This window comes from Streptomyces sp. NBC_00846 (assembly GCF_045207325.1).
Taxonomy (GTDB): Bacteria; Actinomycetota; Actinomycetes; order Streptomycetales; family Streptomycetaceae; genus Streptomyces.
Genome location: NZ_CP108846.1, coordinates 1,010,256 through 1,034,149, shown reverse-complemented (window position 1 = coordinate 1,034,149; position 23,894 = coordinate 1,010,256). Strand labels below are relative to the sequence as shown.

Below are 23,894 nucleotides of genomic sequence, written 5' to 3'. Positions count from 1 at the left end.
CGGAGCCAGGGGGTAACAGGCTGGGGCGCGGCTTCTCAGCTCCGTCGCCCGCTTCCGCCCGGGCGTTGTCCAGGGTCTGGGGACACTGAGCTGCGCGCCCTCCGGCCTGGCGGAACGCGCCTTCGGAGGCGCCCTCTGTGGCCGTAGGATCACAGGGGGCGGCTGTGACGGCGCACGCACGGACCGCCCAGGGGCGCAGGCTCCTACCCGCACCACCGAGCACAGGAAAGTAGCAGCACGCCGATGGAGGAACTGACCTTGGACCTGGACATCCCGCAGCAGCCCGAGGGCGGCGCGGAGCCTGCCGCGGAGGGCTCTGCGCCCAAGGTCACGGCCCTCAAGGAGGGCCAGGTCGTCGACTACATCTCCGGCGAAGCGATCAAGGAGACGGAGAAGGAGAAGGTCCGGCAGCGGATCGCCCGCGCCCTGGTGCACGAGCACGGCATCGACCCCGGCGACATGCAGCGCGACTTCTCCGTCACGGTCAGCGAGGAGGGCGCCAAGCGGAAGCGGAGCAAGAAGGCCGACATCGCGATCTTCGAGTCCGGCGGCCCGCACACCACGGCGAACCTGCGGCGGGTGGTGATTTGCAAGCAGGAGCCCAAGCGCGGGAAGAACGTCGTCAAGCTCCGCGAGCCCGACCAGGCCCGGAAGGACCTGGAGGAGCTCCAGGAGCTGATGGGCAACGAGGACCGCCCGCAGTGCGCGGACGGTATGTGGACCGACGGTGTCGACTTCTTCTTCCTCAAGAAGGTGGTCGGCGACTTCGGCGCCGACTTCGAGGACCGCAGCGACTGGGAGGTCGCCGACGGCACCCTCGGTAGCCGCACCGTCGCCTCGCACCAACGGCTGCGCCAGGCCGACCCGGAGATGCTCAAGATCGCCTTCCGGCGTTGCCACAACTACATCCACGGCAACGAGGGCATGCCGAAGGACGCCGCCTTCTGGCAGTTCCTCTACCTGCTCTTTGCCAAGATGTACGACGAGCGGGTCAGCCACGGCTCCGTGCACGGCCGGTTCCGCACCGGTCTGAAGGAGATGTTCGACGAGAACGGGCGCGCGGCCATCAGTAAGCGCGTCAAGGAGCTCTTCGAGGACGTCAAGAGCGAGTACAAGGACGTCTTCAAGCCCACCGACGAGATCAACCTCTCCGACCGGGCCCTCGCTTTCATCGTCAGCGAGCTTGCCCCGTACGACCTGATCGGCACGGACGTCGACGCCAAGGGCATTGCCTACCAGGAGCTCGTCGGCACCAACCTGCGCGGCGACCGCGGCCAGTACTTCACCCCGCGCGGCGCGGTCAACCTGATGGTCGAGATGCTCGATCCGAAGGAGGACGAGACCGTCCTCGACCCGACCTGCGGCACCGGTGGCTTCCTCCAGGCCACCCTCAAGCACCTACACCACACCTGGAAGAAGGAGGCCGGCACGCTCGGCTTCCCGGACACGGAGGAGGAGCGGGAGCGGTACGGCGACAAGCTTAAGGAGTTCGCGGACGAGCACCTGTTCGGCTCCGACTTCGACCCGTTCCTGGTGCGTGCGACGACCATGGCGATCATGACGCTCGCGCAGACCACGGGGAACGTCTTCCACATGGACTCGCTCGCCTTCCCGCGGGGACACCTCTCGGGTGTGGAGGCGGCGAAGAAGAAGATCCCGCTTGACAAGCCCACCGTGGACGTACTCCTGACCAACCCGCCCTTCGGCGCGGACATCCCGGTCAGCGATGAGTCGGTGCTCGGCTCGTTCCGTAACGGGATCGCTCGATCGTGGGGCCGCAACAAGGAGACCGGCGCGGTCGAGGCGAGCGCAACCAGCGTGCCGTCGAGCATGGCGCCGGAGCAGCTGTTCATCCAGCGCGCCATCGAGTGGGTCAAGCCAGGCGGGCGGATCGGTATCGTCCTGCCGAACGGCATTCTGTCGAACCCGGGGCCGACAGACGAGGCGATTCGCCGGTACATCCTGCGGAACTGCTGGGTTCTCGCGAGCGTCGAGCTGCCGGTGGAGACGTTCATCGTCGACGCTAACGTCAACATCCTCACCACGCTCCTCTTCCTGAAGCGGAAGACCCGGCAGGAGATCCAGAACCACGACCTCGGGACGGAGAAGGCGTATCCCGTCTTCATGGCCGTCGCGGAGAAGGTCGGCTTCGACCGACGCGGCAACGACCTCTACAAGCGTGAGCCCAACGGGGAGATCGTGGTGGAGACGGAGGTCGTCATGGAGCGGCTTCGTATCCGGGGCAAGGAGGTGACCCGGCCGCTGACCCGCAGCAAGAAGGTCATCGACAACGATCTGCCGGTGATCGCGGAGAAGTACCGGGAGTTCCGGGCCAAGTACCCGGTGCCGGGCGTGGACCCGCGTACGGCAGGGTCGGCGGGAACGGAGGTCGGGGCGTGAAGGTCGCCGAGCTGTCCAACCCGGTGAAGTCCGACTGGTTCGCGGATCAGGGGCTTCGGCTCGATGCCTCGCCGTATGTGGCGGGGTCCATGAAGACGAAGAAGCTGCTGGAGCAGTTGCCGAGGACGCAGCCGCTGGCGAGTCTGACAGCGGGGCACAAGGGCGGAATTTTCAGCGGGCCCATGTTCCGGCGGGTTTTTCTTACCGATCCTGAGCACAGCGTGCCGTTCATCGGCACCAAGGACATGATGGCGGCCGACCTGACCGGGTTGCCCCGGCTGCGCAAGTCGGATGCGGAATCGCCAGCCCTGTCGTACCTCCAGCTCAAGCCTGGAATGACCCTGATCTCGCGCTCGGGATTTAACGCAGGAAGGCGGGCGTACGTCCGGCCCGACATGGGTGATTACTGGGCCTCGGAGGACATTGTCAAGGTCGAGCCCGATCCGGAGAAGATCAAATCCGGATATCTGTACGCCTTCCTGCTGAGCAAGTTCGGCGAGTCGCTCGTGCGAGGGTCGGTGTACGGCTCGGCCGTGAAGCACATCGAGCCGCATCACATCGCGGGGCTGCCGGTGCCGCGATTGGGAACGAAGCTCGAGGGTCAGATCCACGACCTGGTGGAAGAGTGCGCGCGGCTGCGCGCCGAGTTCCAGTCGTCCTCGGTCAGCGCGACGAAGGACCTTTTCACGAGCGTGGGGCTGCCCGAGCTGATCGATGTCGGATGGCATCAGCAGGAGCGGGACCTCGGGTTCAAGGTCGATGGGCTGAGCCCTGATTCCCTTCGGGCTCTTAACTTTTCTCCGCGAGCCCAAAATTTGGCACGACGGCTGAGCTCGGTGCCTGGAGAGTCGTTCGGGGAAGTGTGCACAGAATCCAGCTTGAAAATCGGGTCACGATTCAAGAGGATCGACGTTGATTCCGCGAATGGCATTCGCCTACTCGGGCAGCGGCAGGTATTTTGGCTCCGACCGGAAGGGCGATGGATTAGCGCTGCTCAAGCGCCTAGCAATTCAAGCATTCCGGATGAAGCAATCCTAATTGCCGGACGCGGAACTCTTGGAGAAAATGAGGTATACGGCCGTGCGATTTTCGTCACCGGATCTTGGTTGACGAATGCCTACAGTCAAGATTTCGTGCGGGTTTTGAGTGGGAATCCTGAAATTCCAGGAGCCTATCTTTTCGCGTTCTTCCGTTCTGCTGTGGCCTTCAGGCTGCTTCGCGCAATGAGCTATGGGGGAAAGCAACAAGGTTTTCTACCCAGTAGGCTCCAAGAGCTTCGCATCCCCCTCGCGCCCCCGGCCGACCGTAAGCGCATCGCCGCCACCGTCCGCCACGCCTACAAATGCCGCGACCAAGCCGACGTCCTAGAAGATCGGGCCCTCGCGCTGCTCACCATCGCCATCGAGGAGGCCGCCAGCTGATGAGTGCCAGGATCGTTGCTGTTGGGGAGGCCGTCAACGATGCCGAGCGGAGGGTGATCGCGCACCTGCGTGATCACGCCCCCGACGACTGGACGGTCCTGCACTCCGTCGAGATTCCGTACAACCGGAACGAGCTGTTCGAGGTCGACCTCGTCGTGGTCACCGGGCACGCCGTGTACGTCATCGACGTCAAGGGCACCCGGGGCCGCATCGAGGTCGACGGCGGCCGTTGGCAGCCCTCTCACCGGGCGCCGTTCCGCTCTCCGCTGCCGAAGCTGCGTGGGCACGCCAAGCAGCTGAAGACGCTCCTGGAGACGGCCCACCGTCCGCTGTCCCGGCTCTACACGGACGCCCTCGTCGTCCTGCCCGCACCCGACGCCCTGCTCGTCGACCGGACGCCCCGCCAGCACGACGCCCGTGACACCGTCGCCCTCCCGGACCTGATCGGCCGACTCACGGACGTGAGCCGCGTACCCACCTCGACCAACCGCTTCGACACGGACGTCTCCGCGCACCACGACCTGATTGTGCGCGCAGTGCAGGGTTCGTCCCGGCCGCCGTCGGGACCTCTGCGGTTCGGTAGCTGGGAAGTGATCGAGCGGCTGAGTGAGACGGGCCCGGAGGAGGGCGACGACGTCCACCGCGAGTACCGGGCGAAGAACGCCCTCGCGGTGCAGGGGTCGGGCACGGTCCGGCTCTCCGTCCGCAGAGCCGATCCGTACGCGCCGGAAGCCGAGCGGCTCCAGCAGCAGAAGCGGATCGGCATCGCGTACGAGGCGCTCGGCAAGCTGCCCTCGCACCCGAACATCGTCGGGGTGCGGGACTTCTTCGCCGACGAGGACAAGGACTCCTTCGTCACCGTCTACGACGACGTTCCGGGGCACGCCCTCGCCCTGCACCTGAACGGGGCCGCAGACCCGCTGACTGCCGACGCGAAGCTGCGGACGATCCGTCACATGCTGATGGGCCTGGCCCATGCGCACAGCCGCCTGATCGCGCACCGCGAGCTGAACCCGTCCACCGTGCTGATCGCGCAGGACGGCCGGGCGATGCTGACCGGTTTCGAGTACGCGAAGACCGCGCAGCGCCGCGCCCACACGGTCATGCGGGAGGCGTACCAGGTCGCCGATCGCGCGTATCTAGCGCCCGAGTGCCATGCTGACCCGGCGGCGATGGGCATGAAGGCGGACATCTACGCGGTCGGTGTCCTCGGGTTCCAGCTCCTTACCGGCGAGCTGCCGTTCACCTCCGCCACCGAGCAGGCCGACGCGGCAGGGCGGCTCCCTGCGCAGGTCCTCGAATCCGCCGAGGTCCGAGTCGAACTGGCCCACTGGCTGCAGAAGTTGTGCGCGACGGCTCCGGATGACCGCCCGACCGCCGTGGAGGCGCTGCGCCGCCTGGATCTGGTGATGGGAGCACGGAGGGCTCCGGCCCGGCGTATCGGCTCCTCGGCCGCAGTCCTTCCGGCTCCTCCTGCGCCGTCCACTGGGCAGCCCGTGCAGGACGGCCCGCGGGGCCCGGAGTTCTACCGTGACCTGCCGGCCGACCACCAGCTCGGTACGAAATACCTGGTGCGTCATCGTCTCGGCCGCCCCGGCTCGTTCGGTGTGGCCTATCGGGTGTACGACACGATCAGGAGTGTCGACCGGGCGGTGAAGCTGGTCCTGCGGGACCGGGACTCCGTCCTGGAGCGGCTGCGCCGCGAGGCGGGCGTCCTGGACCGGCTACAGAACGCCCCGCACCCCAATGTGGTGTCGATGGTGGACGCGGACCGGTTGATGCCACCGGACGAGTACCCGTACCTGGTCTTCGAGTTCGTCGACGGCAAGGACGTCGCGGAGGTGATCCGGGGCGGCCGGATGGGCGCGGCGGACGTGCTGCGGCTCGCGATCGACACCGCGCGCGGGCTGCGCCACATCCATGATCGCGGGGTGTGGCACTGCGACATCAAGCCGAGCAACCTGCTGTGGACCGACGACGGCGTCAAGCTGATCGACTTCGGGATCTCGAAGACCTCCGATTCCTCCGAGGGGCACAGCTACACCAGCCCCCGCTACAGCCCGCCGGACCTGGACCAGGTGCCCGCCGACGCTTCTGGCTACACCGACCGGGACCTGTTCGGCCTCGGCGTCACGCTGTACGAGGCGCTGACCGGCGGGCAGTACCCGTGGGAGGGTGTTGGACGGCCCTCGCCCGGTGTGTCGCCGGTGGACCCGCGCACCGCGTACAGCGGTTTCGGTGATCTGGCGCCCGGTTTCGCCGAGATCATGCTGCGCGCGGTCTCTCCGTACCGGGCGGAGCGGTTCTCCACAGCCGAGGAACTGCTGCGCGCGTTGGAGGCGCTGGAATCCGCACGCGTCGCCCCTACACCGCTTCTACCAGCCGTGTCACGGTCGTCCGAGCGGTCTCAGCCGCCGCCGACGCCACCGGCTGCCCCCAGTGTCGGTCAGGAGCCGCAAGAGCCCGAGCCGAACTCCAATCCGTTCGTGGCACACCTGCAGACGCTGTACAGCCAGAGCCGCCGCAGCAACCGCGGCACCCGCGGCCTCGATCCGCACACGATGTCCGTCTACGTCGAGACGGCCCTGGACCGGGAGCTCGTGCCCGCACTGCGGGAAGGCCGGCATGCGCTGGTCGTGGTGACCGGTAACGCGGGCGACGGCAAGACGGCCTTCCTGGAGCGGTTCGAACGCCAGGCGGGCGAGCTCGGCGCCGAGTTCGGGCCCCGCCGGGCCAACGGCAGCGACTTCACCCTGGCCGGGCACCGGTTCCGTACCAACCACGATGGCAGCCAGGACGAGGGTGAGGTCAGCGGCGACGACGTACTGGATGAGTTCTTCGCACCCTTCGCCGGGGCCGACGCATCGGCATGGCAGGTCGCGGGGGAGACCCGGTTGATCGCCATCAACGAGGGGCGTCTGGTCGACTTCCTCAGCCACCACCACGACCGCTTCCCGCACCTCGCCAAGGTGGCCAACCTCGGCCTGGCGGGCCGTGACACCGGGCAGGCCGTCGCCGTCGTGAACCTCAACGCACGTGATGTCGCGGCTCGTCCCCTCGACGCCGACGGCGAACCGCAGGACGGCGAATCGCTCCTGGAGCGCATGCTCGACCGGATGACGCACGATCGGTTCTGGGAGGGCTGCGAGCGCTGTGACCTGGCTGCCACCTGCTATGCCCGGCACAACGCCCAGACTTTCCAGCACCCCGCCGCGGGGCCCCAGACCGCGCGGCGGCTGCGCCGCCTCTACGAGGTGACCCAGCTGCGCGGCAGGCTCCACATCACCCTGCGCGACCTGCGCTCCGCGCTCGCCTACACCCTCACCTCGGGCCGCGACTGTGCCGAGATCCACCAACTGTACGCGGGCGGTTCCGGTCAGGAGATCCTGGACAGCTTCTACTTCTCCGCCCACCTCGGCGCCCCGGCCGCCGCCGACGGCAGTCCGCGCGAGCGGGACCGACTGCTGACCCTGCTGCGCGAGGCCGATGTGGCGGCGGTTCCGCAACCGCAGCTCGACCGTCGTCTGGACTACGCCGGGCTCCTGGAGGACCGGGCGCTGATCGCGGTCGACGGGCGCGGCGACCGCGATCGCGTACTGCTGCGCGGCGCGTTCGAGCAGCTCGGCCGGTCGGTCGCCGAACGCGTCTCCCAGACCGCTGCCCACCGTCATTACGTGGACGCTGCCCGCCGCTTGCTCTACTTCGAACTCCACGACGAGGACCGTGCGGAGCGGATGCTGCCGTATCCATCGGTGCTGCACTTCATGGCGCTGTTGTCCCGCGCAACGCAGACGGGCACCAAGGAGCGGGACCGGATCCTGCGGGCGCTCAACCGTGGTGAGGGACTCGTGGCCCCGGAGCGGATCGGCGACGCTCTCGCGCTGAAGGTGCGCGACGTACCTGGCGGCACCATCCGTACCTTCCGCCGCTTCCCCGCAGAAGGGTTCCGGCTCGAACCAGGTAACGCGGCGGCCTCCCCGTACATCGAGTCGGGGCGCACCTCGCTGCGGCTGAGCTACCGGGATCCGGCCGGCAGCCAGGGCGGCACGGCCGAACTCGACATTCGGCTCGACCTGTTCGAGCTTTTCCAGCGGTTCGAGCGCGGCTACCGGCCGTCCGTGACCGACTTGCAAGGGCAGCAGCTCGCCCTCGCCGTGTTCAAGAACCGGCTGGCGGCCGTGCCGTACCAGGAGATCCTGCTCACCACACACGGACACGACCTGCGGCGGATCCACCGCACCGAGGACTCCGTCCTGCACATGGAAGAACTGACAGCACGGTCCGGCGACGACCACAGTGGTGCGGACGGTGACGGTCCGGCTGTCGCGGGCACCGCGGCCGGCATCGAAGGGGACGTCGCGAGGGCGGAGGAGACGACATGGCGCTGAGCGGTTCCCTGGGGACGTTCCACCACCCCGGCATCAGCCGGCTCGACTACAAGACGCTGGACATGGACCGTGTCCTGACCGGGCTGCTTGCGCGCCTGTGGCACCAGGGCATGCCCAGCAAGATCAACCGCTCCAACGAGCTCAAGGTCGACGTCTTTGTCAAGCTGTTCCTGGACCACCCGGAAGTCTTCGACGGTTTCGACCGGGAGACCACCACCCGGTGGGCCTCCACCCATCTCCTCGACATGGTCAACCGGGGCAAGGCCACCGAGGCGGTGGCCGGCCCCAGGCCGCTGCACGGTCTCACCCACCGGTTCCGCAACAAGCGCAAGTCCCGCCCGTACGGGGCCGACGAGCAGCTGTACGAGATGCTCGCCACCGAGGAGGGAGCCCTGGACCAGCTCCGCGAGTTCTTTTTTTCCGACGTCGACCGCGCCACCGCGGAGATCACCCCGGGGGCGGACACCGACGTGGAGACCCAGGCGCTGCTCCACCTGGTGGGACAGGCGGGCGGACAGATGCGGGACCGGCCCGACACCACCCGCCCCCGCACCCCCTACCCCGCCCTGTGCGCCGAACCGGCCCGCCAGCTGTGCCGGGACGTTCTGCGGCTGCTTTACCACCAGGCACACATGCCCCGGACCGTCCTCGTTGACTACCTGAAGATCCTCTTCGCTTTTCACCTGGCCCTCTACCACCTGCGGATGATCAAGCTGCTGCCCGCCGTGATCGAGGCCGGATCGGCGCCCGCCACCTGCCGGACGGGGCACCAGGACACGCCGACGGCGGACCGCTGCCCGCACAGCGTCCGGCTCTTCGTCGACGTCGAGGGCGTGCCCGGCACCCCGGCGGCTGCGCTCGCCGAGCGCAGCGCCGGCATTTGGTACGGGCGGATCACGCGGTTCATCCAGGCGACCTATCAGATCAAGAAGCTCGACGAGTTCTCCGAGGACCTCGTCAAGAGCCAGAAACTGGCCCCGCCCGTCGGCCGGAGCTACTTCACTCCGGTCGAAGTCCTAAGGCGGCTCTCCACCCATCCCAAGGAACGCGAGGCGTTCTTCCTGCAGCGCGCCACCCGCGTACGGGACGAGGAGAAGGACCTTCCCCCGGAGCTGAAGCAGATCACCCAGCTCGGGCTCAACGCCTTCGACGAGTACATCGAGATGCTGATGCACTACAAGGGCAGCTACCACCGCAGCTACTTCATCGACTGCCTCGACTCGATGTTGCTCAAGCACCGGCCCGGTGCCCTGCTCGCCCAACCGCGCGGCAGACGCGACAGCGCCGTCCGGCGATTTGTCCTGGACGCGCGCCTGCTCGAAGTGCTCCTTCAGGTGTCGCTCCTGAGGGAGGGCGACGACGACAGCGGCAATCTGCGTACCGCCCCCATGCGCGTGGACGAGTTCCTCACTCTGCTGCGCGAACGGTACGGACTCCACATCGACCAGCTGCCGGACGGCGACGGTTTCTCCGGCGCCCACCTGGACGACCAGGCAGCACTGCGGGCCAACGCGGCGGCCTTCCTCAATCGGCTGCGCGAGATCGGCTACTACCAGGACATGTCGGATGCCTATCTGACGCAGACCATCACTCCCCGGTACATCATCGGGGCCGCGACAACGGGGGCGACGGCCTGATGAGCAGCGCCAGCACCAGCAACGGCCTGGCGGAGCCCACCGCGAAGGACCTCCGCGAAGCCCTCGAAGGCGTCCTCGTGCCGCGCCTGGCCAAGCTGGTCGGCGAGCGGGGCGCCGGGCACTGCATGCGGGTCACCGAGGTGGAGCCCGAACTGGCGGCCGCGCTGGTCCGTCGGCTCCGGGGGGCACTCGGGCCGGCCGCCACTGTCTGTGTCCTGGGCACCGCCGACGACCTCACTCCCGGACAGCCGCACCACGACACCGTCGTCACCAGCACCAAACTGGTCGAGCTCCGCAACCGCACCGAAGGTGACGACGGGAACGGGAACAGCCTGCCCGGACCACTCCTCGTCTTCGTTCCCCCGGGCACGCGGGTCAGTGCCGAGGACTCCTTCGGTATCGCGACCTTCGAGGAAGTACCCCTCAGCGACGCGTACGCACAGCTGGCCGACCACCTTCTCGATCAGGTACCGGAGCGGCTGCGGCCCGGCGTCGACGAGCTGCTCGCCGTACTCCGTGACCAGCCCGGACACCGGACGGGCGACCGTGCCATCGCCCTGTACCTGCTGACGCTCCGGACCAACGACTACCGCACCCAGGTCGCGGGGGCTGCTGTCTACCACTTCGGCCTGGTACCCGACTTCGAGCTGTACACCGACCCGTCGCTCGTCAAGGATCGGGCCGAGCGGAACCGCAAGCTGGTCGGCAAACTTGCCACCTCCAGCCGCTCGGAGCGCCAGCGCGTCCTCGATTTGGGTCTGACCGACGCGGACTTCGCCGGCAGGCTAGCGGGATTCGCCACCCGATGCGGCCTGGAGGACCCGGCGACATGGACCCGCCGTATCGTCGTCGACCGGGAGAACTGGTCGCTCTCCTTCGGTAACTGGCGCGTCGATGAACGGCGTCGCGCCACCGTCTCCATCGAGGTACGCGAACTCGGTCTGCCCGCCGCCGGCGACAACGCCGAGGAGCTACAGGCCCACCCAGCACTCGAAGCCATTGTGGGGCAGCCCTACCTGCTCGCCGGGGACAAGGGCGTCCGCGATCTGGCACCCCGGTTCACCATCGAACCGTCCCCGCTCAAGGTGGAGGGTCTCGACCGCTTCCGCGTGGAGATCGTCTCGGAGAGCGGCGGGCCGATCGGCCGGATTGCCCACGTCACCAAGGGGACCCGGGCCAAGCCCGATTACAAGGCACCGCTGCGCCGGCTGAACAAGATCGACTGGGAGGAAGGGTGGCACTACCTCAGAATCACCCCGCTCGACGCCGCCGGTGACGCTCTCGATATCGCCCCTGGTGCGCACGGCCTGCCCGGCGGCGAGAGCGAACGCTTCTACGTCGTCCCCGAGGGAGAGGCCGAGGAGCCGCCGGAGCGCAGCGCCGGGCGCTACGACGGCATCATCCAGGCGCTGCGCTCACTGCAGTTCGACGCGCTAGCAGCCGGGGACGATCCGGCCCGTGTCACGCTGACGGACGTCCGTTGGAAGTCGACGTCGATGCGCAGCCCCCTGCGCGTCCTTAACGCCCGCATCCACACGGCGGGAAGCGCAGAGATCCGGCTCTCCCCGCAGCTCGTACAACTCCAGCAGGACCTACTCGCCCGCCCCCAGGACACCTCCCTGCGTCGGCTCGTACTGCGCCCCGACGGCACCAGCGAGACCCCCGGGGGGAACGAGGAGGACTTGTCCCTCGCCCTGACCGGGCGGGCTGCCGAGGCCTACGACCGCTACCTCGCTACGCGTTACGACTATTTCGCCGCCCTGTGCGGCCAGGCGGGAGACGTGGTCGATCCCGATCAGCTCCTGGTCAGCGAAGCTGTCGACTTCGAGGTGATCCGCGACGAATTGGTCGCCTACACCGAGGCGTACGCGGAACTGGTGGAAGCCCAGTCGCTTCAGGCGGAGCGGGCCGGTGAGAGTGCCCGGGGCGCCGCGCTGGTGGGGCTGGCCCGCATCCAGCAGACCGACTGCGCGGCCGTCACCCTCACCGACGGTCTCGGCGGGCGCGACACCGTCCTGCTCATCTCCCCGACGCACCCCCTCCGCGCACTCTGGCTGGCGACCTGGTCGGCCCTAGGCCGGGACTGGGCCGCGCGCCTCGTCGGCGAGGACAAGCGACGGGTCATCGCCGCCCGCGACTCCTTCCTCCAAGCCCTCTCGCCCTTGGGCTTCCCGTTCGCCGTCCCGCGCCAGGACGGCCGACTCATGACAGCTGCGGACAACCTCACCCCGTACTGGGCCGCCTACCTGCCCAGCGAGACCGCCGACCCTCGTGGCCTGCTGGGCCGGCTCACCACAGCGCTGCACCTCCCGGCCGCCGGCCCTCGCGCTGCAGGCGCGTTGTCCGGTACGGCGATCGCCGACCGGATCGAGCGGTACCTACGCCTCCACCCGTACGTCCGCACCCTGGTCATGAACGTCGTCAACGCAGGCCGCGCGGAGATCGTCGCCGACGCCCTCCTCGAACTGCAGCGCCGTACCTCCACCCGGGACCTCACCTACGACATTCGCCTGTGCGTGTCCGACCCGGAAGCCCCCGAGTCTGGTGCGGCGCTGGGTGAACTGATCAGCACGCAGAGTCAGTTCACCTCCACTGCGGCGGAGGCGTTCCTGCACGCCGCGGAAGGCACCCGGAGCGCGAAACTCGTCTACTCCGTCCGCTCAGTGGAGGAGTTCAGCGAACCCGGAGCCGAGTTCGACGCCCATCTGACCGTGCTCATCGATGCCTTCGGCGGGGAACAGCACGGTTCCGTCATACGCCACGACATTGCGCACGCCCCGGTCCACGGCCTGGTACAGCCGACGTCCTCCACGTACGAGGAAAACGAGCAGCAGATCGTGTGGCGGACCATGCCACGCCACGGCACCGCCCTGCCCGCCGAGGACGCGGAGGACATTGCCACGCTCCTGAGCCGGCTGCCCGGACTCCTCGCCGGCGCCGCGGCCAACGTCGCCACCGCGGGACAGGCGCCACGCCATGTGCCGTGCACCGTTCTTTCCCTCGACAACACCGACCGGGCCCTGCTCTACCAGGCCCACCAGGTCAGCGACTGGGTCGTCACCATCGACAGGACCCTGGGCCTGGAGTACTTCGACCACGCCGGACAACACGACCGACCCGAGTACGTCATCGACTACGCGCCCTCGCTGGACAGCGGCCTCGGCCACCAGATCATGGTCAGCTCGAACTCGGTCGACGAACTGCGCACCCTGCTCGGACCGACCGCCCAGCAGCACGGGCTCGACGTCGAACAGCGCCACCTCAACACCTTCTTCGAGCAACTGCGCCTGCTCTCCGGCAACCTCGCCTTCAAGCTGGCCTCAACCGCCCCCACCCAGCGCACTGAAGTGCTCGGCCTGGCCCTGGCCCGCCTCTACCTGGACTACCAGGACGCACTGCGCAACCAGATCGTCGTCCCCCTGGACGCCCACCCCGAGCTGTACGCCGAAGTCCGCCGTCAGGCCCGGGAACTCGGCGACGCCCTCTCCTTCCAGCGCAGCGACCTCGCCCTGTTCCATCTCGACGCGCGGACCCGGACCATCACCTGCCGCCTCGTCGAGGTCAAGTGCTACACCGCGCTCGATGACATCGGCGCCTACCAGCGCCTCAAGACCAAGGTCATCCAGCAGCTCGGACGGAGCCAGACCGTCCTCACCGACTCCTTCGATCCGGCCCACATCGCCCCAGACCGGGTGGACCGACCGGTCAAGAACCTGGCTCTCGGCTCTATGCTCCGCTTCTACCTGGAGCGGGCGGCACGCCACGGGACCATGGGGCACGCCCCCAGGACGGCGGCCCACGCCCTGCTCGACAGCCTCGACGATGGCTACACCCTCCACTTCACCCGCAGCGGCCTGATCTTCGACCTCGCCCGCGAGGGGACAGACCGCGAACTCGACGACGAGGTGGAGTTCCACCGCATCGGCAGCGATCTGATCACCGAGCTGATCAACGCGATTCCCACTGTTCGACCGGGTGTACCCGCGCCCACGGGCCTAGCCGTTGCGGAGGAGGACGGAGCGGCCACCGCTCCCACCTTGGCGATGTCGCAGTTGGCTGTGCCACGGCTCTCCGACGCAGAGTTCCGGGCACCTGACGTACAGGATGAGCGGGATGTCAAAGATGCCCAGGAGGAAGACCGCGGGCAGGCCGGTGGGGGCACGGCAGTGACCATCCTCGATACGGACGAGGTCGCGAACGGCAACGAGACCAGGCCACTTAACGCGCTTGAGCATGCGGGCCGCGAGACAGGTCCGGCCCAGTCCGTGGCGACGTTGCCCGTGCCTGCTTCCGACGCGGCGGAGGCGGTTCCGGTACCTCCCTCTTCGGGAGGAGCCTCATCCGCTGCTCGTCCTCCGGGCGGTACCGGAACACCGCTGCGGACGGGCTCTGCCCCTGAAAGTCAGGGCTTCCACGAGTCGCCGACCATCGATGCCCAGCCCACCTCTGTCACACCGGGATCGGCTTCACCAGGGGGCCTCCCCGAGATCTTCCTCGGCGTCACCCGCCCCTCCCCGCAACACGGTGTACTCGGCGAAGTAGCCGGCCGGAAAGTCGCGGTCGATCTCGACGAAACCCACACCATCAGCCTCTTCGGCGTACAAGGAGGCGGCAAGAGCTACACCCTGGGCAGCATCATCGAGATGGCCTCGCTGTCCGCCCCGCCGGTCAACGAACTTCCCCGCCCTCTCGCGACCGTGGTGTTCCACTACAGCCGCGACATGAACTACGCCCCGGAGTTCACTTCCATGGCGTGCCCAAATGATGACAAGGCGCAGCTCCAGGTGCTGAAGGAGCGCTACGGAGCCGACCCCCAAGCGCTGTCGGACGTGCTGCTGCTCGCCCCCGCCGCCCAGGTCGCCGACCACCGACGGAATTTCCCCGGCATCGACGTCCAGCCGCTCGCCTTCTCCTCCGCTGAACTCCAGTCGTCCCACTGGCGCTTCCTCATGGGAGCGGTCGGCAACCAGTCAACGTACATCCGGCAGCTGACTCGCATCATGAGGTCGAACCGCAACAACCTGAACCTCGGCGTCATCCGGCAGGGCGTGGCCGATTCCGGTATGCCTGACCACGTCAAGCAACTGGCCCAGGAGCGGCTCAACCTCGCCGAGGACTACATCGACGACAATGCCCGGCTCGCCAGCCTCATCCGACCAGGCCGGCTGATCGTCGTTGACCTCCGCGACGAGTACATTGAGAAGGACGAAGCACTCGGCCTCTTCGTCGTCCTGATGCAGCTGTTCGCCGAGGGCCGCAGCGGGGACGAACACTTCAACAAGCTGGTCGTCTTCGACGAAGCGCACAAGTACATCGACAGCCCGGACCTCGTCGCCGGCCTAGTCGAGACCGTCCGCGAGATGCGCCACAAGGGAGTGAGCATCCTGGTCGCCAGCCAGGACCCGCCCTCGGTACCGATCTCTCTGATCGAACTCTCCGACCACGTCATCCTGCACAAGTTCACCTCGCCGGCCTGGTTGAAGCACCTCCAGAAGGCAAACACCGCCTTCGCTAGTCTGCGCGCTGAGCAGATGGCGCAGCTTCAGCCCGGTGAGGCGTACGTGTGGGCGAGTAAGTCCACTGACCCGGCGTTCACTCACGGAGCCGTCCGAATGCGATGCCGTCCTCGGGTGACCCAGCATGGCGGAGGGACGAAGACGGCGACGGGTGGACAGTGAGCTGGCGGCACGTCGCCCAGAGTCGGACTTCGAACGAGTGGCGGGGGGACCTCGGCTTCGGCCTTGGGGCAAGGCCCCAGTCAGATTTCACGACGCCATCTGATCACCGCACCCGACTACCGCACCGAGATGCAGCACCGCTTTACCCTCTGGAACCAGATCGCCGGCGTAGCCACCGCGGTCTGAACACACCACCACCGGCCGCCATCCCTGACGTGCCATCAGTCAGCCCGCTCGCGGATAACTTGACAACGCCACTCGTCACTGAGCTCGCAGGGAGCGAATATCGTCGCGCATGTTGACGACGGCTGGATCGTTAGGCCCCAGTCTGCTGGCGGCAAATTCAAGCGTCTCCTCGTAGAGCGGAATCGCCCGAGCGAGGTCTCCGGCAAGCTTGTATGCGTAGGCGAGATTATTCCGCGAGTTGAACGTGTCTTGATGCTCCGGTCCAAGGACTCGGGTACGGCCGATCAGTGCCTGTTCGTAGAAGATAATGGCACGGGGAAGATCACCAACTGCGCTGTACGTGAATCCCAACATGTTCTGGGTTGCGAGGGTCGTGGGATGGTCGACTCCAATAATCTGGATGCGATTTTCCAACAGCTGGTTGTAAATTGAGATGGCGCGATCCGGCTGCCCTGTTGAAATATACAGGCTGGCGAGTCTTTCTTGCGTGCTCGTCAACTCGGCGCTATCGGGGGTGAAGATGCCTGGCGCATCATCGATCACCTGCTCCAAGAGTGGAATAGCGCGGTGTGGTTCATCAACCTCGCAGAGAGCAACTGCGAGGTTGTTCCGCGACGTCACTGTGTCCAGGTGATCCCTCCCCAGTATCCGAACCCTCACGCCAAGGGCCAGTTCTAGATAGGGGATGGCGCCAGATGGATCCCCGTTGGCGAGATGGACGCCGCCGAGTAGGGCTGATGAAGCGGCAGTTGCTTCGTGATTCAAACCGAGCGTATGCAACCGATCGAACAGGACCTGGCTGTACAGTGACATCGCTGTGGCTATATCTCCGCTGGTCTCATACGCAAGACCAAGACAGGCTCGCGCGGTGAAGGTCAGCGGGTCCTCCCCGCCAAGGATGTTTACGCAGTCGGACACCGCGTCGTCGAGCATGGAGATCGCAGCAGAGTGGTCGCCCCCTGCGAGGATGGCCCGCGCATAGTTCACCCGATAGGTCAAAACGCTTCGGCTGTCTTCGCTAAATCGCGGAGTCGCTTCATCCAGCGCCCATTTGAAGTGCTCCGTAGCCCCCGACGCGTTCTCTGCGGCAAATTGTATCTGTCCAAGCAAGTTTTGGATGTCTGGTGATCCTGAAGGTCCCGCTCCGATCCGGACTATTACCTGATGTGCCCTCTGCGCATAGTAGTTTGCCTGTCCCAACTGGCCTTGGCGCAATAGAAAATATGCGGAAATCCGATAGAGTGCGGCTGCTCCAAGGGTTTCGTCGCTCGCTTCAATTTTCGAGGTCAGCGAGTCGACGTGCGGCATCAGGCTGCGACGCCACCGTGTTTTGAAACCCTCCTCGGGATCCTCATCGCCCAGTGCCTGACACAGAATATCTGTAGCGGTAAACGACGACTCGAACGTCCCATCAGGGGAGGTTCGACTCCAAGCAATGACTAGCTTTTGCACGAGGCGATGGACATTCAATGTCGGCTCGTCGGCACCTTCGGTCCAACGGATCACGCTGTATTTCGCGAGAAGTCCGACCGCTGTGCGCACCGCTTGTGGAGACTCCATCCGGAAAAATAGCGAACGGGGAATTCCGTCAGGCGCAAACCATGCCATTACGCGCAGCAGCTCTTCCGCAAGTGGATGGCCGCTGAGTCTCTTAAGGTTTGCCTGAAGGACCCTGGCAACTGTGTGCGCTGAGTCCTCGGAAGCCGAATGGTCGATGAGTACGTCGAGCGGGGCGGCACTCAGGTTCTCAAGATAGTGGCGTGGTCTGGTTCGGGTCTGCGCGATATTGGCTGCCGCTAATTCGATCGCGAGCGGTAGATAGCCCAGCTCTTCACACACGAGGGCAGCGTCGCTCAGGTCCTCACTGTTCAGGGCTGACCGTCCGGCGATTGTGACCAGTAGGCCCAGCGCAGCGTCAGGGTCCAGAACGTCGAGTGGCATCACCGGGCCGATGTGGTGCCAGCCCGTGCCCTGTTGGCTGGTGACGATGAATCGTCCCCGAGGCAGCTGGCTGAGTAGAGCGCGTACGTCCCTGGGGGATGAGGCGTTGTCCAGAACGAGCAACCAGTCGTCATGAGTCTGAAGCCAGGCTCGCGCCCACTCCGCAGCAACTTCGCTCGGCTGATCGACCAGCCCAGGGTCAATGCGACAGGCCAGCCGGGACAGGCCGTACTCGATCTGGGTCGCGTCTCCGGCCGATATTTCCCAAACAGGGTTGTACTTGCCCCGGTACTCGGAGGCTGTCTGAGCGGCCAACGACGTTTTGCCCACGCCGCCGCATCCAGTGATCACAGCGACCGAACCGGGGGGCCCGCCTAGGATGCCCTTCAAATGTTTCTGCTCGCCGATCCGGCCAGAGAAAACCGGGCTCTTGCCGCTGTGGAACCCGAACACATCGGGGGGAGTAGGTACCGCCGCTGTCGGCTTCGGTGCGCCCGGCGCAAGAGTGATCTGGGTGATCGAGGCATTGTCACCGGTGGAAACGATCCCGGTGTTGTTCCCGACAAGGACGGATCGTTCGAAGCCCTGATCCACGCCTACCTCTGGATGGTCGCGTTGTCGCCTGTGGAGATGACTCCGTCGTTGTGCGTGACGGCGACGGAACGTGTTCCCATCGCCTGAGTCGTCACAGGCGATTCAGTCAGAAGCTTCTTGAGGTCGGAGGCCAAGTCGGCGTCCTCTACAAGGGCCTTCTTTATCTGGGCGCGCAATGCGCCGAGGAAGTCCTCGTCGTCGAGGGCACTGGTCAGATCCTGAACGGCAACATCGATACGGGGCTGCACGTCCTCATTCCGTCGCAACCGTGCCAGCAACCGTTGTCCCAGGCGCACGGTCTCTATGGCCGCCGCGTCCTCGGCATGCACCAAGACGTTCGCTCCGTAGGCGGCGACGGCCGCCGTCACGCCGGGCATTACCGCATCGACAAGCGATGGATCCATGCATTCCTCCCCAGAGGCTGATCGAGTGCGTAAGAGATGTCCACTGTATCGAACAGCCTTGAGGTACAGGGCCGTTGATACCAGACGGTGTGGGGCAGCTCTTGTGGATGGGCGGCGGCCGCTCTGGCGCACCCGCAGGGTGCAGCGCTGGGCTGGTGCCCCCAGCCATGACGTCATCGAGGCAGCGGGAGAACCAGAAACTGGAATCTTTCCTGCCGTAGAAGGGCCATCGGAAGCCCATGCCGAAGGCCGCCACCGCAATCCGCCCGAGCGTGCGGTGATGCTCCGTGTCGACGAGAAGTCCCAGGTGCGGACCGTGTCCGCGGCAACATACAGCCGACGGGACACCTCCAGAATCGAGTGGGCCTCGGCGCACTCCAGCACAATCCTTGAGCGCTGGGCCAGAGCCTGGGCCGTCGAACGGCGACGCACCCAGCCCTCCAGCACAGCCCGCTGGGCATTGGTCACCGACGACGGCGGATTTTCGGACCCGGACGACTCATACCCAACCAACGACGAACCGACTACTCAGGTCACTAGCCGCAAGTGGTCTGATCAGGCAGAACGTCACTCAGCAGCACGGCCAGGCACCACGCAGCACGAACGTTCACGGTCTCGTAATGCGTAGGTCCCGGGTCGGAGTTGCCAGGGACTTTTCAGGGACTTTCAGCTCTGTCGGAGGGACATCCGAGGGAGCTTTCGCAGTACAAGCACGGAAGACTGCGACAGCGCTGAAAGGCCCAGGGCTTCGGGCCCGCGCATCCGCGCCGTCGCTCCATAGCGCTCCGGCACGGCGTCGGGTCGACAGTAGGAGACGAGGCTCTTCGGGGCCGCACACGGTCCTGACCTCGGGGAACGTGCCCGGCGGGCCCGGCGGCGTGAGCGCCGGGCCCGCGTACGGGTGGTCAGCCGTACGGGTAGAACCCCGAGCCCGTCTTGCGGCCGAGCCGGCCCGCGTCGACCATCCGCTGGAGCAGCGGGGGAGCGGCGTACAGCGGCTCCTTGTACTCCGCGTACATCGAGTCGGCGACCGAGGCCACGGTGTCCAGACCGATCAGGTCGGAGAGCTTCAGCGGGCCCATCGGGTGGGCGCAGCCGAGCTCCATGCCGTTGTCGATGTCCTCACGGCTGGCGATGCCCGACTCGAACATCCGGATCGCGGAGAGCAGATACGGAATGAGCAGCGCGTTGACGACGAAGCCGGAGCGGTCCTGGGCACGGATCGGGTGCTTGCCGAGGACGTGCTGCACCAGGGTCTCGGCGCGCTTCACCGTCTCGTCGGACGTCGTCAGCGCGGGGATCAGCTCGACGAGCTTCTGCACCGGGGCCGGGTTGAAGAAGTGGATGCCGATGACGTGGTCCGGGCGAGAAGTCGCCACGGCCAGCTTCACCAGCGGGATGGAGGAGGTGTTCGAGGCGAGGATCGCGTCCTGCCGGGTCACCACCTGGTCGAGCACCTGGAAGATCTCGGTCTTGACCTGCTCGTTCTCCACGACGGCCTCGATGACGAGATCGCGGTCGGCGAACTCCCCGAGGTCGGTGGTGTAGCTCAGCCGGGCAAGGGTCTCGTCGCGCTCCGCCGGAGTGATCTTGCCGCGTTCGGCGGCCTTCGAGAGGGAGTTGTGCAGCCGGGTGCGCCCGATCTCCAGCGCCTCGCCGGTGGTCTCGGCCACCATCACCTCAAGACCGCTGCGGGCGCACACCTCTGCGATGCCCGCGCCCATCTGACCGCAGCCCACTACTCCGACGCGTGCAATGTCGGCCATAGAGTCCGTCACCTCGTGCCTTTCGCTGTTCTCCGAGTCGCAGGTTCCCGTCCGATCCGGTGCCCGCCCCGACGCCCCGACGTTACCCGCGACCTACGGGTCATCGCGGGCCGGGGCGGGCATGCTCTGCGTTACGCCTGAATACACGGGCGACGGACGATGACAGAGAGACGGCAGGTGCAACGAAATGCGGCAAATCGCCAGACGAGCCTTTGTTGCGGGTGCGGCCGGAGTGGTCGCGGGGGTGGTGAGCGGCGTCACCACAGCTGGTGACGCCGTCGCGGCTCCGTTCCGGCAGGCCGGTTCCGGGCAGACGGACGCACGGCCCCGCGAGGGCGGTCGCCGGGTCGCGCGGCGTGAGCTGCGCGGCATGTGGGTCGCCACCGTCGCCAACCTCGACTGGCCCTCCGCACCCGGCCTGACGGCGGCCCAGCAGCGGGCCGAGCTCATCGGATATCTCGACGAAGCCGTCGACCGGCGGCTGAACGCGGTGATCCTCCAGGTCCGGCCGACCGCCGACGCGCTGTGGCCCTCGCCCTACGAACCGTGGGCCCAGTACCTCACCGGGGTCCAGGGCAAGGACCCCGGCTGGGATCCGCTGGGCACCGCCGTCCACGAGGCGCACCGCCGCGGCCTGGAGTTGCACGCCTGGTTCAACCCGTACCGGGTCGCCAACCACACCGACCCCTCCCGGCTGACCGCCACCCACCCCGCCAGGCTGCACCCCGACTGGGTCCTGCCGTACGGCGGGAAGCTCTACTACAACCCCGGAATCCCCGAGGTCCGCCGCTTCGTCCAGGACGCGATGCTCGACGCGGTCCGCCGCTACGACATCGACGCCGTGCACTGGGACGACTACTTCTACCCGTACCCGGTGGCCGGGCAGGTCTTCGACGACGACGCCACGTACGCGAAGTACGGCGCCGGCTTCCCGGACAAGGCCGCCTGGCGGCGGGGCAACACCGACAAGCTGGTGCGCGAGACCGCCGAGCGGATCAAGGGGATCAAGAAGCACGTCCAGTTCGGGATCAGCCCGTTCGGCGTGTGGCGCAACGCCGCGACCGATCCGCTCGGTTCCGACACGAAGGCGGGCGTGCAGACGTACGACGATCTGCACGCCGACACCCGCGGCTGGATCAGGAAGGGCTGGATCGACTACATCTGCCCGCAGATCTACTGGAACATCGGCTTCGCAGCCGCCGACTACGCCAAGCTGCTGCCGTGGTGGGACGAGGTCGTACGGGGTACGGGCGTCGATCTGTTCGTGGGCGAGGCGCTCTACAAGGCCGGCGACCCCGCGCAGCCCGCCGCCTGGCAGGACCCGGCCGAGCTCTCCCGCCACCTCGACTTCGCCGCCGGCTACGACCAGGTGCGCGGCCACGTCTACTTCTCCGGCAAGGACGTGGTCACGGACCGGATCGGAACCATGGCCCGAGTGGTGGCCGACCATTACCGCAACAGGGTGCGTCCACCCCGCTGACCGAAGCAGCGGGGTGGACGCACCCTGTTGCGCGGGCGGGCCGCCGGGAACCCGGTCGGTCCGCCCGGGGCCCGGGGGGAAGAGCAGTGCCGTCCGCCGGAGGCCGCTACCGGGTCTCCGTTGCCCGCTTACGGGCTCTGTGCTGTACGACGCTGTCGGGACCGGGCGAAATGAGGTGTTCGTGTCCGTCCTCGAAGCGGACGCGGTACGGGGGAGTGCCCCCGGCCCCGAGCACTTCGACGATCTCTGCGACCCGGTCGTGCTGTCCCACGGTCCTGCCGTGCGTCAGCAGACGGTCGCCCGCGTGTGCCTCCATCGGGTGTGACCTCCTCACGGGTGGCGGTCCATGTCGACAAGTCTATGACCGAAACGCGACTTCGCCCGGCGGAGGGTGCGCGGTTCTCACCCCGCACGCCGGGCGCGCCCCGTCCGCTGAGTGACCGCGATGCAGACCAGCACCGCGATCGCCGCCACCGGTGCCGCCGCCGAGACCTTCTCGCCGAGCACGAGGAACGACCACACCAGAGTCAGCATCGGCTGCGCGAGATGGAGCCGGCTGGCCCGCGGCACCCCGATCTCCGCCATCCCGCGGTACCAGACGTACAGGCCGAGGAAGGTGGACCCGGCCGCCACCCGGACCAGGCCGATCACTCCGTGCGCGGTCGGCCGCACCGCCCCTCGGCGCCGCCGAACTGCGCTACTGCTCACCCACCCCGCGCAGCCGTGCCACCGGCGACGCGCTTGGCCTCGCCCCGCTCGTCCAGCCCACCCTGCGCGACTGTGACATGGGCCGCTGGCGGGGCCGCACCCTCGCCGATGTCACGGCCTGCGAGCCCGCGGCCGTCGACGCCCGGCTCGCGGACCCGCGCTCGGCCCCGCACGGCGGTGAACCGCTGCTCGCCTTCATCTCGCGGATGGGCGGCCGGCGGGACACCCGACCGGCCTGCGACGGCGCGATCGTCGCCGTCGCCGAACCGGCGGTCATCCGGGCCGCCCGCGTCCACGTGCTCAAGGCCCGTCGCCGACGTACTGGAACGTCGACGTCCGGCCGTTGTCCACGGTCACGCTCACCGGCATGCCGGGCAGCTGGCCTCGGACTCGAAGCCTGGGTGCGCTGACCGGTTCTTTTGTACTCAGCCCGGACGGACCGCGCCGGTCATGCCTGCTTCTTCGAGTCGGCGCCGAGGGTGACGGCCTTGGCGATCGCCGTCTCGGCCGTCGCCTTGTCGATGCCGAGACCTGTCAGTACACCCGCACCGTCCTCCTGTTCCAGCAGGGCGAGCACGAGGTGCTCGGTGCCGATGTAGTTGTGGCCCATCCGCAGGGCCTCGCGGAACGTCAGCTCCAGAGCCTTGCGGGCCCCCGCGTCGTACGGGACGAGTTCGGGCAGTTCGCCGTCCACGGCCGGCGGCAGCGACTCGGCCGCGGCCCGGCGGACGGCCTCCAGCGTGACCCCCTGGGCCTTGATGAACGCGGGGCCCAGCGCCTCCGGCTCGCTGAGCAGCCCGAGCACCAGATGTCCGGTGCTCACCTCGTTGTTGCGCGCCGCGTGGGCCTCGTTCTGCGCGGCCATCACGACGTTCCTGGCCCGCTCCGTGAAGCGGCTGAACCCCTGGCTGGGGTCGAGGTCGGACAGTTCGCCGGGATCCTTGGCGACGAACCGCTTCTGCGCCGCCTGCCGGGTCACCCCCATGCTCTTGCCGATGTCGGACCAGGAGGCGCCCGAGCGCCGGGCCTGGTCCACGAAGTGCCCGATCAGATGGTCGGCCACATCCCCGAGGTGGTCCGCGGCGATGACCGCGTCGGAGAGCTGGTCGAGTGTGTCGGTGTGAACCTTCTTGATGGCCTCGATCAGCTCGTCGAGGCGCACAGGATGGGTCATGCGTACGGGATTCTCCATGTGTCAACCTTAGGTTGACAGTAGAGGCATGTCAACCTTCGGTTGGCAGTGGACCGGGTCCGGCCGGCCGCCGGGAACGACGGAGCGCGCCCCCGACGG

At 67.2% G+C, this 23,894-nt stretch carries 11 protein-coding genes and 2 pseudogenes; 7 read left to right on the top strand and 6 right to left on the bottom strand.

Annotated features, from left to right (window positions below; all coding sequences use genetic code 11):
* Nucleotides 1-243: 243 nt before the first annotated feature.
* Genes mads2 through mads8 form a run of 5 tightly spaced genes read left to right on the top strand, consistent with a single transcriptional unit; the run spans nucleotide 244 to nucleotide 15,524 of the window.
* Nucleotides 244-2,400 carry a methylation-associated defense system DNA methyltransferase MAD2 gene (mads2, locus tag OG936_RS04750; protein WP_403231049.1) on the top strand — a complete coding sequence of 719 codons (2,157 nt, stop codon included), beginning with the start codon at nucleotides 244-246 and terminating at the stop codon, nucleotides 2,398-2,400.
* Nucleotides 2,397-3,821, top strand: coding sequence for a methylation-associated defense system restriction endonuclease subunit S MAD5 (gene mads5, locus OG936_RS04745; protein ID WP_403231050.1), 1,425 nt, complete (start codon nucleotides 2,397-2,399; stop codon nucleotides 3,819-3,821). Before mads2 ends, mads5 begins: the two co-directional genes overlap by 4 nt.
* Nucleotides 3,821-8,209 carry a methylation-associated defense system protein kinase MAD6 gene (mads6, locus tag OG936_RS04740; RefSeq protein WP_406492761.1) on the top strand — a complete coding sequence of 1,463 codons (4,389 nt, stop codon included), beginning with the start codon at nucleotides 3,821-3,823 and terminating at the stop codon, nucleotides 8,207-8,209. Before mads5 ends, mads6 begins: the two co-directional genes overlap by 1 nt.
* Nucleotides 8,200-9,846 (top strand): methylation-associated defense system protein MAD7, encoded by a 1,647-nt coding sequence (mads7, locus tag OG936_RS04735; RefSeq protein ID WP_403231052.1) that lies wholly within the window; start codon nucleotides 8,200-8,202, stop codon nucleotides 9,844-9,846. The genes mads6 and mads7 overlap by 10 nt, the downstream gene beginning before the upstream one ends.
* On the top strand, nucleotides 9,846-15,524 hold the full coding sequence (gene mads8 / locus OG936_RS04730) for a methylation-associated defense system ATP-binding protein MAD8 (protein WP_406492759.1): 5,679 nt from the start codon (nucleotides 9,846-9,848) through the stop codon (nucleotides 15,522-15,524). Before mads7 ends, mads8 begins: the two co-directional genes overlap by 1 nt.
* A 261-nt stretch (nucleotides 15,525-15,785) precedes the next feature.
* Here mads8 and OG936_RS04725 read toward each other — a convergent pair whose 3' ends face one another.
* The 3 genes from OG936_RS04725 to OG936_RS04715 all read right to left on the bottom strand — a co-directional run bounded on the left by OG936_RS04725 (nucleotide 15,786) and on the right by OG936_RS04715 (nucleotide 20,415).
* The gene (locus tag OG936_RS04725) at nucleotides 15,786-18,245 is read right to left on the bottom strand and encodes a tetratricopeptide repeat protein (RefSeq protein WP_403231054.1); all 2,460 of its coding nucleotides are present in this window, start codon (nucleotides 18,243-18,245) and stop codon (nucleotides 15,786-15,788) included.
* 2 nt (nucleotides 18,246-18,247) lie between these two features.
* Complete coding sequence (locus OG936_RS04720; protein WP_401598506.1) at nucleotides 18,248-18,649, bottom strand: hypothetical protein; 402 nt, start codon at nucleotides 18,647-18,649, stop codon at nucleotides 18,248-18,250.
* Between the two features lie 905 nt (nucleotides 18,650-19,554).
* Complete coding sequence (locus OG936_RS04715; RefSeq protein ID WP_406492756.1) at nucleotides 19,555-20,415, bottom strand: 3-hydroxybutyryl-CoA dehydrogenase; 861 nt, start codon at nucleotides 20,413-20,415, stop codon at nucleotides 19,555-19,557.
* 187 nt (nucleotides 20,416-20,602) lie between these two features.
* Between OG936_RS04715 and OG936_RS04710 the strand changes: the two genes are divergently transcribed.
* Nucleotides 20,603-21,895 carry a glycoside hydrolase family 10 protein gene (locus OG936_RS04710; protein ID WP_406492755.1) on the top strand — a complete coding sequence of 431 codons (1,293 nt, stop codon included), beginning with the start codon at nucleotides 20,603-20,605 and terminating at the stop codon, nucleotides 21,893-21,895.
* A 106-nt stretch (nucleotides 21,896-22,001) separates the two neighbouring features.
* On the opposite strand, the gene OG936_RS04705 is transcribed toward OG936_RS04710, so the two are convergent.
* Together OG936_RS04705 and OG936_RS04700 are read right to left on the bottom strand one after the other, a co-directional pair.
* Nucleotides 22,002-22,211, bottom strand: coding sequence for a DUF1918 domain-containing protein (locus tag OG936_RS04705; protein WP_266745188.1), 210 nt, complete (start codon nucleotides 22,209-22,211; stop codon nucleotides 22,002-22,004).
* Nucleotides 22,212-22,297: 86 nt separating this feature from the next.
* Nucleotides 22,298-22,567 (bottom strand): annotated as a pseudogene (locus tag OG936_RS04700) (EamA family transporter); the annotation flags it as partial.
* A 2-nt stretch (nucleotides 22,568-22,569) separates the two neighbouring features.
* Between OG936_RS04700 and OG936_RS04695 the strand changes: the two are divergent.
* Nucleotides 22,570-23,013: pseudogene (locus tag OG936_RS04695) on the top strand (histidine phosphatase family protein); the annotation flags it as partial.
* Nucleotides 23,014-23,051: 38 nt separating this feature from the next.
* Here the strand turns inward: OG936_RS04695 and OG936_RS04690 are convergent.
* Nucleotides 23,052-23,795: a Clp protease N-terminal domain-containing protein gene (locus OG936_RS04690; RefSeq protein WP_406492753.1), complete on the bottom strand. Its 744-nt coding sequence runs from the start codon at nucleotides 23,793-23,795 to the stop codon at nucleotides 23,052-23,054.
* Between the last annotated feature and the right edge of the window lie 99 nt (nucleotides 23,796-23,894).